At 72.9% G+C, this 13,633-nt stretch carries 8 protein-coding genes and 1 tRNA gene; 2 read left to right on the forward strand and 7 right to left on the reverse strand.

What is annotated here, in order from left to right:
- The first annotated feature begins 61 nt into the window (after positions 1-61).
- Entirely contained in the window at positions 62-1,750 is a 1,689-nt protein-coding gene (locus tag ABII15_RS17510; protein WP_353943263.1) for a bifunctional 3'-5' exonuclease/DNA polymerase, read from the forward strand.
- 20 nt (positions 1,751-1,770) lie between these two features.
- Here ABII15_RS17510 and ABII15_RS17515 read toward each other — a convergent pair whose 3' ends face one another.
- Both ABII15_RS17515 and ABII15_RS17520 read right to left on the reverse strand, forming a co-directional pair.
- Positions 1,771-3,066, reverse strand: a complete 1,296-nt coding sequence (locus ABII15_RS17515; RefSeq protein WP_353943264.1) for a hypothetical protein — start codon at positions 3,064-3,066, stop codon at positions 1,771-1,773.
- 47 nt (positions 3,067-3,113) lie between these two features.
- Complete coding sequence (locus tag ABII15_RS17520; protein ID WP_353943265.1) at positions 3,114-3,626, reverse strand: SigE family RNA polymerase sigma factor; 513 nt, start codon at positions 3,624-3,626, stop codon at positions 3,114-3,116.
- A gap of 211 nt (positions 3,627-3,837) precedes the next feature.
- Between ABII15_RS17520 and ABII15_RS17525 the strand changes: the two genes are divergently transcribed.
- Positions 3,838-4,137: a hypothetical protein gene (locus ABII15_RS17525; RefSeq protein WP_353943266.1), complete on the forward strand. Its 300-nt coding sequence runs from the start codon at positions 3,838-3,840 to the stop codon at positions 4,135-4,137.
- Between the two features lie 61 nt (positions 4,138-4,198).
- Here ABII15_RS17525 and ABII15_RS17530 read toward each other — a convergent pair.
- The 5 genes from ABII15_RS17530 to topA all read right to left on the reverse strand — a co-directional run bounded on the left by ABII15_RS17530 (position 4,199) and on the right by topA (position 13,472).
- A tRNA-Thr gene (locus ABII15_RS17530) sits at positions 4,199-4,272 on the reverse strand.
- Between the two features lie 105 nt (positions 4,273-4,377).
- Positions 4,378-5,955 (reverse strand): alpha/beta hydrolase, encoded by a 1,578-nt coding sequence (locus ABII15_RS17535; RefSeq protein WP_353943267.1) that lies wholly within the window; start codon positions 5,953-5,955, stop codon positions 4,378-4,380.
- Positions 5,956-6,009: 54 nt separating this feature from the next.
- Positions 6,010-7,215 carry a DNA polymerase III subunit delta' gene (locus ABII15_RS17540; protein WP_353943268.1) on the reverse strand — a complete coding sequence of 402 codons (1,206 nt, stop codon included), beginning with the start codon at positions 7,213-7,215 and terminating at the stop codon, positions 6,010-6,012.
- 104 nt (positions 7,216-7,319) lie between these two features.
- A complete protein-coding gene (gene tmk / locus ABII15_RS17545; protein WP_353943269.1) occupies positions 7,320-10,427 on the reverse strand; it encodes a dTMP kinase in 3,108 nt (1,035 codons plus the stop codon).
- A 162-nt stretch (positions 10,428-10,589) separates the two neighbouring features.
- The gene (gene topA / locus ABII15_RS17550) at positions 10,590-13,472 is read right to left on the reverse strand and encodes a type I DNA topoisomerase (protein ID WP_353943270.1); all 2,883 of its coding nucleotides are present in this window, start codon (positions 13,470-13,472) and stop codon (positions 10,590-10,592) included.
- Positions 13,473-13,633 lie beyond the last annotated feature (161 nt).

The following is a 13,633-nucleotide window of genomic DNA, read 5'->3' on the forward strand; positions in this document are numbered from 1 at the left end:
GACCGGCCACGACGAGAGCGGCGGACGCCCGCTGTCAGTGCTGGATGTGACACTCGGCGACATGACCGAACGCTGGGCCCTGGCCCCCACCGAGCACGGCGGCGCCGCCATCGCGCCGCTGGGCCCGGACGGCCGCCCCACGGCCCCGGTCACCCACGAACCCGACCTGGCGGAAGCCGTCCGCAGCAGGCCGGAGGCCACCCGCTGGGTCTGGCGCGACACCCACTCCGTCCACCCCCGCCTCCTCGCGGCCGGAGTCCGGGTCGACCGCTGCTACGACATCGAGGCCGCCGAGACCCTGCTCCTCGCCCACGAGGGCAGACACGGCGAACCCCGCTCGGCGGCCGCGGCCCTGGCCCGGCTGCGCGGCGGCCCGGTACCGCCCGACCCGCCGCCGCGCACGGCGGCCCCCGGCTCCCAGTCGTCCCTGTTCGAGCCCCGCCCACCCGTCGACGTGTCCCTCGCCGACCTCCTCGACGTCTACGCCGATCAGCAGCGCCGCCACGCCACGACCGCCCACCCGGACCGCCTGCGCCTGCTGACGGCGTCCGAGTCCGCGGGCATGCTGGTCGCCGCCGAGATGCACGCGGCGGGCCTGCCGTGGCGCGCGGACGTGCACCGGGCCCTGCTCACCGAACTGCTCGGCGAGCGCTACGCGGGCGGCGGCGAACCGCGCCGGCTGGCCGAGCTGGCGGACGAGGTGTCGGCGGCGTTCGGCAGACGGGTGCGCCCGGATCTGCCCGCGGACGTGGTGAAGGCGTTCGCGCAGGCCGGCATCAAGCTGACGTCGACCCGCCGCTGGGAGATCGAGGGCATCGACCACCCGGCCGTGAAGCCGCTGATCGCGTACAAGAAGCTGTACCGGATCTACACCGCGCACGGCTGGTCCTGGCTCCAGGACTGGGTCAGGGACGGCCGGTTCAGACCCGAGTACCTGCCGGGCGGCACGGTCTCGGGCCGCTGGACGACGAACGGCGGGGGCGCGCTGCAGATCCCCAAAGTGGTGCGCCGCGCGGTGATCGCCGACCCCGGCTGGCGGCTGGTCGTCGCGGACGCGGCCCAGATGGAGCCGCGGGTGCTCGCCGCGATCTCCCGCGACCCGGCGTTCATGGAGGTCGCGGGCCAGGACGGCGACCTGTACCAGTCGGTCTCGGACCGGGCGTTCTCCGGCGACCGCGGCCAGGCCAAGCTGGCGGTGCTCGGCGCCATATACGGCCAGACCTCGGGCGACGGCCTGAAGAACCTGGCGCTGCTGCGCCGCCGCTTCCCGCGCGCGGTGGCCTACGTGGACGAGGCGGCCCGGGCCGGCGAGGAGGGCCGCCTGGTGCGCACCTGGCTGGGCCGCACCTGCCCGCCGGCGGTGAACGCGGCGGACCAGGAGGAGGCCGGCATCCCCCAGGACGACCCGGACGACCCGGCGTCGGGGCCCCCGTCGACGTACGGCTACACGTCCTCGAACTCCCGGGCGCGCGGCCGCTTCACCCGCAACTTCGTGGTGCAGGGCAGCGCCGCCGACTGGGCGCTGCTGATGCTGGCCGCGCTGCGCCGCGAGCTCGACGGCATGGCGGCCGAGCTGGTGTTCTTCCAGCACGACGAGGTGATCGTGCACTGCCCGCGGGACGAGGCCGACCGGGTCGCGGAAGCGATCCGGTCGGCCTCGGACCTGGCGGGCCGCCTGACGTTCGGGCGGACGCCGGTGCGGTTCCCGTTCGCGGTGGCGTCGGTGGAGTGCTACGCCGACGCGAAATGACCGGCGCCCCGCACGAGCCGCTACGTGCCGGGAAGCCACTTCCCCGACAGGGCGATGGCCTTCAACTCGGCCATGGTCAGGGCCGGTTCGGAGCGATCGGCGTCCTTGTTCTGGGCGCCGGAGTTGAAGGCGGAGACCGCGACCCGCAGGCCGTCGGGGCGGATCGTGTCGGCGGTCCACATCACGATGCCGGCGCCGCCCTTGCCGTCGCCGTCGCCCTCGCGCGTGACGACCTTGGTGCCGTCGGGCCGCACCTCGGCGCCGCTGCCGAACAGCTGGTCCTCCACGTCCTTCATGTTCGGCTGCACATTGATCTGGACGAGGCTGGCGCCCTTGCCGTCGTCGACGACCACGTACGCGTACTCGGCGTCCTGCCCGCCCTCGTCGGTCACCTTCACCCGGCCGGGCAGCAGCGCCTCCAGCTTCCTCAGGATCGAGGCCCGGTCGAGCCCCTGGGCGGGCGGCTGCGGCAGGGGCTCGTCGGGCGCGGTGCCGAGCGCCTTCATCACGGGCCGCCACTCCTTGGCCAGGGCGAGCGTCCGGAGCTGTCCGAGAGGGAGCGGCGGCCGGGGCCGGGTGACGGCGGCGTCCTTCTCGGCGGGCGCGTTCCATTCGCTGGCCGTGACGGTGTACCCCTCGGGCGTGACGAGGAACACCGTCCACAGCTTGGTGTCGACGCGCCGGTCCGGATACTCGTAGCCGCGCATCAGCATCAGCCGCGATCCGTCGGAGAGCTTCTCGTTGCGGCACTCGTCGTACGGTACGAACTTCTTGTCCGGGCACTCCAGTTGCTCGGCCGTACTGGAGCCGCCCGGGTCGACGGCCCCGACGCTCACCCCGATCGCGGCCTTGCCGGAACCGTCGTCGTAGACCACGTGCGCGTAGGGTACGGGCCCCTCGCTCGTACCCCGCCCCTGCTGCCCGCTGACCTTCCCCTCGGGCAGCAGCCCCTGGAGGATCCCGATGATCCGGTCCTGGGAGACGGCGGGCCCGGTCCCGTGCGCCTTCTTGCTCTGCTGCTTGCTCTGCGCGGCGGACGCGCTGGGCCGGGAGGCCACCCCCTGCTCGTCGACGGCGGCCGCGTCGAAGGCTCCTCCCAGGTACGAGGCGCCGAGCCCGACGACGGCCAGCGCCGCCACGCTCCCGCTCACCGCACCGGCCCGCCGGCGCCGCAGCCGCCGGCGCCCGTTCAGCATCCCCCGCTCCACCAGCCCCGCCCCTTCGTCGGCGACGAACCGCTCCCCGGTGCGCCGCAGCGCCCCGCCGATCTCCGCCTCGAACGCGTCCGCGCCCGGGTCCCCGTCCACCTGCCCCATCTCGCCACCCTCTCTGGATCAGTCTGTTGACGACGTGAACCGCGCTCTCACAGCGCGGCGAACTCCCCGATGCTGCCGCCGAGTTGCTCGCGCAGCCGGGCCAGGGCGCGGCTGCTGCGGGTGCGCACGGCGCCCGAACTGAGGTGCAGCGCGTCGGCGGTCTCCTCGACCGACCGGTCCTCCCAGTACCGCAGCACGACAACGGCCCGGTCCTTCGGCGGCAGTCGGCGCAGCGCGTCGAGCAGGGTCAGCCGCAGGGACGCGTCCCCGGCCCCCGCCGCCACCCCCTCCGGAAGGTCACCGGACGGCCGCTCCCGGGACGACCGCCGCCGCTGGTGCGCGAGGAAGGTCCGCACGAGCACGGTCTGCGCATAAGCCGCAGGATTCCCGCCCCGCACCGCGGGCCGCCCCCAGACGACATACATCTTCCCGAGGGTCTCCTGCACCAGATCCTCGGCGAGATGAACGTCCCCGCTGGTCAACAGGCAAGCGGACCGGAACAACTGCCCCGCCCTGCCCTCGGCGAACTCCCGAAACGCCCCATCAACCGACCGCCTCATCCGGCCCGCTCCCCCTTCGTCGCACCTACACCTGAATAGATGCGACGGGCCCGGGGAAATGTTGCGGGCACGCTCACGGCAATCCCATCCGGAGCCGACACGGGCCCAGCGGTTCCGGCTGCGTGATCGGCGTCAACCGCGACACCGGCGGTTCAGCCTGTCCGGAGCAGAACCCGTCATCCGCCCGCGGGACATGGCTGGCATGCCGCCCGTGCCTGCTCCTGAGAACCGCATCTCCCGACCGCTGCCCCGCAACGAAAACCCGAACAGATGGATCCACGTCGCCGGCCTCGGAGCCGGGATCATCTTCGGATTCGGCTTCTGGGCCGGTCTGATCGCATCCTTCTTCACCGGCGAGACCACCTTCGCCGCAGTCACCGTCCCGGTCGTGATCACGGCTGCGGCCTGCGCGGGCTTCGTGGGCTGGCGCCGTCAGCGGGACGCCTGGAGCTGGGCGGCCCTGCTCCTGGCCCTCGCCGGAACGACACTCAGCCAGGCACTCACCTCCTAGCCCCTGCCAAGAGACGAGAAAACCCCAGGCCGGATCAATTCCGACCTGGGGTTCCAAGCTGAGCCGCCTTCGGGATTCGAACCCGAGACCTACGCATTACGAGTGCGTTGCTCTGGCCATCTGAGCTAAGGCGGCGCCGCCGCTGCGCACCGGAGTGCGTCGGCAACGTCGTCAATCCTACACGCTCCTGGGGGGTGCTCCGCCCACCCTTTATGACCAGGGACGATCACAACGCACCCGCTATGAGCAGCGCTTTCCGTTCGTGGGCGGGGTGCCGGTCAGGAGGTAGGTGTCGATCGCCCCGTCGATGCAGGTGCTGCCGCGGCCGTACGCCGTGTGGCCGTCGCCCTCGTAGGTCAGCAGGCGGCCGGAGGAGAGCTGGGAGGCGAGGGACTTGGCCCAGCCGTAGGGGGTGGCCGGGTCGCGGGTGGTGCCGACCACGACGATGGGGGCGGCGCCGGCGGCGGTGATGCGGTGGGCCTCGCCGGTCGCCCGCACGGGCCAGCTCGCGCAGTTCAGGGAGGCCCAGGCGAGGCCGGGGCCGAAGACCGGGGAGGCCTTCTCGAAGTCGGGGAGGGCCTTCTCGACCTCCTGGGCGGAGGTGAAGGCGGGGGGCTGGTCGAGGCAGTTCACGGCGGCGTTGGCGAACATCAGGTTGGCGTAGGAGCCGTCGGGGTCGCGCTCGTAGTAACTGTCCGACAGGGCCAGCAGGCCCGCACCGTCCTTCTTCTTCAGCGCTTCGGTCAGCGCGTCGCGCAGCTGCGGCCAGGCCGCCTCGTCGTACATCGCCGCGATCACGCCGGTGGTGCCGAGCGCCTCGCCCAGCTTGCGGCCGTCCGCGTCGCCGGTGGCCAGCGGGGTGCGGTCGAGGGCGCTGAAGAACGACTTCAGGCGCTGCCCTGCCTGCTCCGGCGTGCCCGTGCCGAGCGGGCAGTCGGCGCGCGCGACGCAGTCCTTGGCGAAGGAGGTGAAGGCGGTCTCGAAACCGGCGGTCTGCTCCAGGTTCAGCTCGCGGGCCGGCAGCGACGGGTCCATCGCGCCGTCCAGGACGAGCCGGCCCACCCGCTCCGGGTACAGGCCCGCGTACGTCGCGCCGAGGAAGGTCCCGTACGAGGCGCCGACGTAGGTCAGTTTCTCGTCGCCGAGCGCCGCCCGCGCGAGGTCCATGTCGCGGGCCGCCTCGACGGTGGAGACGTGCGGCAGGACGCGCCGCGAGGTCGCGTCGTGCGTCTCGCAGCCGGACGCGAACTTCTGGTAGGCGGCGCTCAGTTCGGTCTGCTCGCGCGCGTCGTCCGGGGTCATGTCGGTCTGCGTGTACGCGTCCATCTGCTTGCCGTTCAGGCAGGTGACGGGCTCGCTGCGGGCCACGCCGCGCGGGTCGACGGCGACCATGTCGTAGCGCGCCCGGACCCCGGCGGGGTAGCCGATGCCCGCGTACGCCTGGAGGTAACCGATCGCCGAGCCGCCGGGGCCGCCCGGGTTGACCAGGAGCGAGCCGAGGCGCTTGCCGGGGCCGGTGGCCTTCTTTCGGGAGACGGCGAGGTCGATGTCGCCCGCGGACGGCTTGTCGTAGTCGAGCGGCGCCTTGAGGGTGGCGCACTGGAAGCCGGGGACTCCGCACGCGCGCCACTTGAGCGTCTGGTGGTAGTACGAGGCCAGTTCGGACGGGGTCGCGCCGGGCAGCGCCGCCAGGGAGGCGTCGGCGGTGCTCGAACTCCCTGGGGAGCAGGCCGCGATGCCGGTCAGCAGGAGAGCCGAGGCAGCGAGCAGCGCGGCCTTGCGGCGGGGCGAGGTCGGGGAGGGGCGCCTGGAGTACATCGGGCGAGCGTAACGCTCCGCAGGGGGTACGTGACTCTACGTCGCCCCGATGATCTAGCCCGCTCGCAACGCCACCGTCATCGCCTCCACCGCGAGCAGCGGCGCGACATTGCGGTCCAGGGCCACGCGGCACGCCCCGATCGCCTCGATCCGGCGCAGCGTCGACTCGGGCGAACTGGAGCGGGCGACCCGCTCCAGTGTGTCCTGGATCTCGATGTTGGCCAGCGCCACCGCCGAGCCGAGCTGCATCGCGAGCACGTCCCGGTAGACACCGGTGAGGTCGGTGAGGGCGAGGTCGAGGCTGTCGCGCTGCGATCTGGTGCGGCGGCGCTTCTGCTTGTCCTCCAGGTCCTTCATCACGCCGGCCGTGCCGCGCGGCATCCGCCCGCCGCTCTGCGCGCCGAGCGCGGCCTTCAGCTCCTCGGTCTCCTTGGTGTCGACCTCCTCGGCGAGCTGCTTGGAGTCCTCGGCCGCCGCGTCCACCAGCTCCTGCGCCGCCTTGAGGCAGCCGCCGATGTCCTCGACGCGCAGCGGGATCTTCAGCACGGCGGCTCTGCGCTCCCGCGCGCGCGGGTCGGTGGCCAGGCGGCGGGCCCGGTCGATGTGGCCCTGGGTGGCGCGGGCGACGGACGCGGCGACGGACGGCTCGATCCCGTCCCGCCGTACGAGCATGTCGGCGACGGCGTCGACGCCCGGGGTGGACAGGGTGAGCAGGCGGCAGCGGGACCGGATGGTCGGCAGCACGTCCTCGACGGAGGGCGCGCACAGCAGCCAGACCGTGCGGGGGGCGGGCTCCTCCACGGCCTTGAGCACGGCGTTCGCCGATTTCTCGTTCAGCCGCTCGGCGTCCTCGACGAGGATCACCTGCCAGCGGCCGCCGGCCGGGGCGGTGTACGACTTGCGGACGGTGTCGCGCATGTCGGCGACGAGGATCTGCGCGCCGTCGGCGGCGATCGTCGACACGTCCGCGTGCGTGCCGAGCAGGGCGGTGTGGCAGCCGTCGCAGAACCCGCAGCCCGGGGCGCCGCCGAGCGCCCGGTCCGGGGACACGCACTGCAGGGCGGCGGCGAACGCGCGGGCCGCGGTGACCCGGCCCGCGCCGGGCGGCCCGGTGAACAGCCAGGCGTGCGTCATCTTCGACGCGGGGGGCGGCGGGGTGTCCGCGGCGGCCGCCGTCACCAGGGCGTCCGCGTCCCGCGCGGCCGCGTCCAGCGACGCGATGACGCGCTCCTGACCGACCAGGTCGTCCCATACGGCCATGGGGATACCGCCCTTCCTCCAGCTTCAGCCCCATTGTGCCGGGCGCCACTGACAGCCCGGGCATCCCGGACGCCCCGGGCATCCCCGACACCCGGGGCGGGCGCCTACCGCCTGCGGCCGCCCCGGCCGCCCCGCTCGTCCTCGTCGTCCCGCCCGCCGAGCAGTTCGTCGGCCAGCGACGGCAGGTCGTCGAGCGGGGTCTCCTCGGCCCAGTCGGGGCGGGGGCGGCGGCGCGGCCGGCCCTCCTCGTCGATCTGCGGCAGCTCGGCCGTGCGCTCCGCGGAGCTCTCCGGCGCGGGCCGCTCGTCACGGAAGTAGCCCGCGGGCACCCGGCTGCCCGAGTCCGCGGACGGGTCCGGCACCTGCGGCAGCACGGCCGTCTCGTCGGAGGCCCCGGCGGGCCGCGGCGGCTGCGGCAGCACCGCGGTCTCCTCGGCGTCCGACGGCGCGGAGTCCTCCGGCACCCGCGGCAGCACCGCCGTCTCGTCGGAGGGGGCCAGGTCCTCGGGCCGCACCATCGGCGTCGGCTGGGTCACCTCGTTGTCCGGGGTGTCCTGCGCGGCCGGGGCCGGCCTGGTCTCCTCGACCTTGCGGAACTGCACCGTCCGCCCGGTCTCCGCCGCCGCGGCACTGGCCTGTGCGGCGAGCCGCCGTGCCTCCTCGGCGCGCAGCAGCGCCGCCTCGGCCTTGCGCTGCTTCTCCAGGCGCCGCTCCTCGGCCTCGGCGCGCAGCCGCGCCTCCTCCTCGGCCTGCCGCTGGCGGCGCTCCTCCTCCGCCTTGCGGGCCGCTTCCTCGGCGAGCAGCCTGACGCGCTCCTCCTCGGCCTTGCGGCGGGACTCCTCGGCGCGCTTGCGGGCCTCCTCGGCCTGGCGCTCGGCCTCGATGCGCTGCGCCTCCTCCAGCTCGCGGCGCTTGCGCTCCTCCTCCTCGGCGCGCAGCTTGGCGAGCTGTTCCTGCCGCTCGCGTTCGACGCGCTCCTCCTCGGCCTTGCGGGCGGCCTCCTCCTCGGCCTTGCGGCGCGCTTCCTCTTCTGCGGCCTTGCGGGCCTCCTCGCGGGCCTGGATCTCGGCCTCGGAGAGCGGGAGCAGCGTGTCGAGCCGGTGCCGGATGACGGTGGTGACCGCCTCCGGCTCCTGCCCGGCGTCGACGACGAGGTAGCGGCCGGGGTCACCGGCGGCCAGGGTGAGGAAACCGGAGCGCACGCGCGCGTGGAACTCCACCGGCTCCGACTCCAGCCGGTCGGGCGCCTCGGTGAACCGCTCGCGGGCGGCCTCCGGGTCGACGTCGAGCAGCACGGTCAGATGCGGTACGAGACCGCTGGTGGCCCACCGGTTGATCCGGGCGACCTCGACCGGCGACAGGTCGCGGCCCGCGCCCTGGTAGGCGACGGACGAGTCGATGTACCGGTCGGAGATGACGATGGCGCCGCGCTCCAGGGCGGGGCGGACGACGGTGTCGACGTGCTCGGCGCGGTCGGCGGCGTAGAGCAGCGCCTCCGCGCGGTGGGACAGGCCCGCCGACGAGACGTCGAGCAGGATCGAGCGGAGCCGCTTGCCGACCGGGGTGGCTCCCGGCTCGCGCGTGACGACGACCTCGTGGCCCTTGTCGCGGATCCACTCGGCGAGCGCCTCGGCCTGGGTGGACTTGCCGGCGCCGTCGCCGCCCTCCAGGGCGATGAAGAAGCCGGTGGTGGCGGGCGCCTGCGCCGGGTCGTGCCCGCCGAGCAGCGCGTCGCGCAGGTCGTGGCGGAGCGGTACGCCGCTGCGGTCGTCGGCCTTGGCGAGGACCAGGGCGGCGACGGGCAGCAGCAGCGCGCCGACCAGCATCAGGGTGAACGCGGCGCCGCCGTGCGCGAAGACGAACTTGCCGTTCTCCAGGCGGTGCGGGCCGATCAGCGCGGCGAGGAGCGGCGCGAGCAGGGCGCCGAGTGCGAGGGAGACCCGTACGACGGCCTGGAGGTGCTCGGTGGTGCGGGCCCTGCGGTACTCCTCGGACTCCTGGTCGAGGAGGGTGTGCCCGGTGTTGGCGGCGATGCCCGCGGTGACGCCGGAGAGCGCGAGGATGAGGATCACGCTGGTGACGTCGGGCACGAGCCCGGCGGCGAGCAGGCCGATGCCGGTGAGCGCGATGGCGAGGGCCAGCAGGCGGCGGCGCGAGAGCGACGGCAGCACGGACGGCGCGGACCTGATGCCGACGACGGTGCCGCCGGTGAGCGCGAGCACGAGCAGCCCGAAGGTCACCGGGCCGCCGTCCAGGTCCTTGGCCTGGAGCACGGACACGGCGACGGCGGCCGAGACGGCCCCGGCGACGGCGGCGCAGGCGAGGACGAGCAGCGGAATCGCGCCGGTGCGTCCCTTGTCCGCGGTGCCCTCACCGGTCTTCGGCCGGCGCAGGCCCTCCAGCGGCGACCGCGGGCGCGGGGTCTGCGTGTCGGGCAGTTCGAGGAAGAAGACGACGGACAGCGAGGCGGCGAAGAGCCCGGCGGCCACGTACGACGAGAGCGCGGCCTGGTGCAGGTCGAACCAGTCGACGCCCGCGCCGATCAGGTTCTGCACGAGGGAGACGACCAGCAGGACCGCGGCCGCCAGCGGTACGGCGACGAACGTGGTCCGCAGCGACAGGCGCCGCAGGGCGTCCATGTGGTCCGGCAGCGGGCGCACGGCGGCGCCCTCGGGCGGCGGGGCGGGCAGCAGCGCGGGCGCCGCGCTCTCCTTGGCGACGGTCCAGAACCGCTCGGCGACCCCGACGACGAAGGCCGTCACGAGGATCAGCGCCAGGGCGTTGTCCGGCGTCCAGTCGATCCACAGGGGCGCGACGATCAGCAGCGCGGCCCGCAGTCCGTCGGCGCCGACCATGGTCCAGCGCCGGTCGAGCGGGCCGCCGGGGGTGGTCAGCGAGGTCAGCGGACCGAGCAGGACGGCCCCGAAGAGCAGGGTGGACAGGACGCGCGCCCCGAACACCGCGGTGACGGCGAGGGCGACCCCGCGGTATCCACCGCCGAACGATCCCTCGGAAATGGCCGCCTGAAGCGTGAGCACCACGAGCACAAGCAGCCCGAGCACATCACCGACCCCGCCGACGAGCTGCGCCGACCACAGTCGTTTCAACTGGGGCACACGCAGGAGCGCGCGCACGGCGCGCTCTCGGGAGTCCGCTACCAGGGCGTCGTCTGGGGCCGTGTGGGGGGCCGTTGGCTGCTCGGCACGGGTCATTCGTCCAGCCTATCGGGACCGGCCGACACTCCGTGGGCCCGGTCCGAACAAATGGACGCCCCCGGTACAACTTCCGGGGGCGTCCGTGTGTCTACGTACCAAGGCCTTTTCGGCAAACCGTGCCCTACCAGGCAAACCGGCCCGCCGATCGCGGCGCGCGCTCTACTCGTCGGCCGCCTGGGAAGCCGTCGCCGTCGAAGCGGTCGCCTTGGAAGCGGTGGCCTTCTTGGCGGGCGCCTTCTTGGCCGCGGCCGTCGTCTTCTTCGCCGTGGTGGTCTTCTTGGCCGCCGTCTTCTTGGCCGTGGTCGTCTTCTTGGCGGCGGTCTTCTTGGCCGGCGCCTTCTTGGCGGCCTTCTTCGCGGTCTTCTTGGCCGGTCCCTTGGCGCGCTTCTCCGCGAGGAGCTCGTAACCGCGCTCGGGCGTGATGTCCTCCACGGAGTCGGCCGCCCGCAGCGTCGCGTTCGTCTCACCGTCGGTGACGTACGCGCCGAAGCGACCGTCCTTGACGACGACCGGCTTGCCGCTGACCGGGTCCTCGCCGAGCTCCTTCAGCGGCGGCTTGGCTGCCGCGCGACCGCGCTGCTTGGGCTGGGAGTAGATCTCCAGCGCCTCTTCCAGCGTGATGGTGAAGAGCTGCTCCTCGGCCGTCAGCGAGCGCGAGTCCGTCCCCTTCTTCAGGTACGGGCCGTACCTGCCGTTCTGCGCGGTGATCTCGACGCCCTCGGCGTCGGCGCCCACCACGCGCGGGAGCGACATCAGCTTCAGCGCGTCGTCCAGCGTCACCGTGTCCAGCGACATCGACTTGAACAGCGACGCCGTGCGCGGCTTGACCGCGTTCTTGCCGGTCTTCGGGGTGCCCTCGGGGAGCACCTCGGTGACGTAGGGGCCGTAGCGGCCGTCCTTGGCGATGATCTGGTGGCCGGACGTCGGGTCGGTGCCGAGCTCGAAGTCGCCGCTGGGCTTGGCGAGCAGCTCCTCGGCGTACTCGACCGACAGCTCGTCCGGCGCGAGGTCCTCGGGGACGTCGGCGCGCTGGTGGTTCTCGGAGTCCCGCTCGCCGCGCTCGACGTACGGGCCGTAGCGCCCGACGCGCAACACGATGTCGTTGCCGACGGGGAAGGACGAGACCTCGCGGGCGTCGATCGCGCCCAGGTCGGTGACGAGCTCCTTCAGGCCGCCGAGGTGGTCCCCGTCGCCGTTGCCCGCGTCGGCCGCGCCGCCGGTGCCCGGGGTGCCGTCGCCCTCGCCGAAGTAGAAGCGCTTCAGCCACGGCACGGACTGCGCCTCACCGCGCGCGATGCGGTCGAGGTCGTCCTCCATCTTGGCGGTGAAGTCGTAGTCGACGAGCCGGCCGAAGTGCTTCTCCAGCAGGTTGACGACGGCGAACGACAAGAAGGAGGGCACCAGGGCCGTCCCCTTCTTGAAGACGTAGCCGCGGTCGAGGATCGTGCCGATGATCGACGCGTACGTCGACGGGCGGCCGATCTCGCGCTCTTCCAGCTCCTTGACGAGCGAGGCCTCGGTGTAGCGGGCCGGGGGCTTGGTCGCGTGGCCGTCGACCGAGATCTCCTCGGCGGACAGCGCGTCGCCCTCGGTGACCTGCGGCAGGCGCCGCTCGCGGTCGTCCAGCTCCGCGTTCGGGTCGTCGGCGCCCTCGACGTAGGCCTTGAGGAAGCCGTGGAAGGTGATGGTCTTGCCGGACGCGCTGAACTCGGCGTCGCGGCCGTCGGAGGAGGTGCCGCCGATCTTGACCGTGACGCTGTTGCCGACCGCGTCCTTCATCTGGGAGGCGACGGTCCGCTTCCAGATCAGCTCGTAGAGCCGGAACTGGTCGCCGGTCAGGCCGGTCTCGGCGGGCGTGCGGAAGCGGTCGCCCGAGGGACGGATCGCCTCGTGCGCCTCCTGCGCGTTCTTGACCTTGCCCGCGTACGTACGCGGCTTGTCCGGCAGGTAGTCCGACCCGTACAACTGCGTGACCTGGGCACGGGCGGCCGAGACCGCCGTGTCCGACAGGGTCGTGGAGTCGGTACGCATGTAGGTGATGAAGCCGTTCTCGTACAGCTTCTGGGCCACCTGCATGGTCGCCTTGGCGCCGAAGCCCAGCTTGCGCGAGGCCTCCTGCTGCATCGTCGTCGTACGGAACGGGGCGTACGGCGAGCGGCGGTACGGCTTGGACTCGACCGAGCGGACCGCGAAGCTCGTGTTCTCCAGGGCGGCGGCGAGCGCTCGCGCGTTCGCCTCGTCCAGGTGGAGCGTGTTCGCCGAGTTTCCGCCCTTGATCTGGCCGAGCGAGTCGAAGTCGCGGCCCTGCGCGATGCGCTTGCCGTCGACCGCGGAGAGCCGGGCGACCAGGGAGGACGGGTCGGAGGGGTCACCGGCGCGGCCGGTCGCGAAGGTGCCGGTCAGGTCCCAGTACTCGGCGGAGCGGAAGGCGATGCGCTCGCGCTCCCGCTCGACGACGAGGCGGGTGGCCACCGACTGGACGCGGCCCGCCGACAGGCGCGGCATGACCTTCTTCCACAGGACCGGCGAGACCTCGTAGCCGTAGAGACGGTCGAGGATGCGACGGGTCTCCTGGGCGTCGACCATGCGCTTGTTCAGCTCGCGCGGGTTGGCCACGGCGGAGCGGATCGCGTCCTTGGTGATCTCGTGGAAGACCATCCGGTGAACGGGGACCTTGGGCTTCAGGACCTCCAGGAGGTGCCACGCGATGGCTTCGCCCTCGCGGTCCTCATCGGTGGCCAGGAAGAGTTCGTCGGAGTCCTTCAGCAGGTCCTTGAGCTTCTTGACCTGGGACTTCTTGTCGGCGTTGACGACGTAGATCGGCTCGAAGTCGTTCTCGACGTCGACGCCGAGGCGGCGCACCTCACCGGTGTACTTCTCGGGGACCTCGGCCGCGCCGTTGGGGAGGTCGCGGATGTGCCCGACGCTCGCTTCGACGACGTACCCAGGGCCGAGATAGCCCTTGATCGTCTTCGCCTTGGCGGGCGACTCGACGATGACGAGTCGGCGGCCGCCCTGTGCGGTCTCGCTGGTCGGGGACAACTTCGCTCTTCTCTCCGGTCGGCGGTCGGGGCCGTTCTGTGGTCGCGGCTGGCGCCGCTGTGTGGCACTGCTGCGGAGTGTGACGGTACCTCCCGCCGGTGTGTCAAACGGGAAAAGCACGCAGCAGCCACTCGGAACGGTAACCCGACTCCTCGTGATCC

The sequence above is a fragment of the Streptomyces sp. HUAS MG91 genome (genome assembly GCF_040529335.1).
GTDB lineage: Bacteria > Actinomycetota > Actinomycetes > Streptomycetales > Streptomycetaceae > Streptomyces > Streptomyces tabacisoli.

Coding starts and splice junctions, on each gene's coding strand:
- ABII15_RS17540 (WP_353943268.1), bottom strand. CDS start 7,215: ATGGCCGTATGGGACGACCTGGTCGGTCAGGAGCGCGTCATCGCGTCG.
- ABII15_RS17520 (WP_353943265.1), bottom strand. CDS start 3,626: ATGAGGCGGTCGGTTGATGGGGCGTTTCGGGAGTTCGCCGAGGGCAGG.
- tmk (WP_353943269.1), bottom strand. CDS start 10,427: ATGACCCGTGCCGAGCAGCCAACGGCCCCCCACACGGCCCCAGACGAC.
- ABII15_RS17515 (WP_353943264.1), bottom strand. CDS start 3,066: ATGGGGCAGGTGGACGGGGACCCGGGCGCGGACGCGTTCGAGGCGGAG.
- ABII15_RS17510 (WP_353943263.1), top strand. CDS start 62: ATGACCGAACGCTGGGCCCTGGCCCCCACCGAGCACGGCGGCGCCGCC.
- ABII15_RS17535 (WP_353943267.1), bottom strand. CDS start 5,955: ATGTACTCCAGGCGCCCCTCCCCGACCTCGCCCCGCCGCAAGGCCGCG.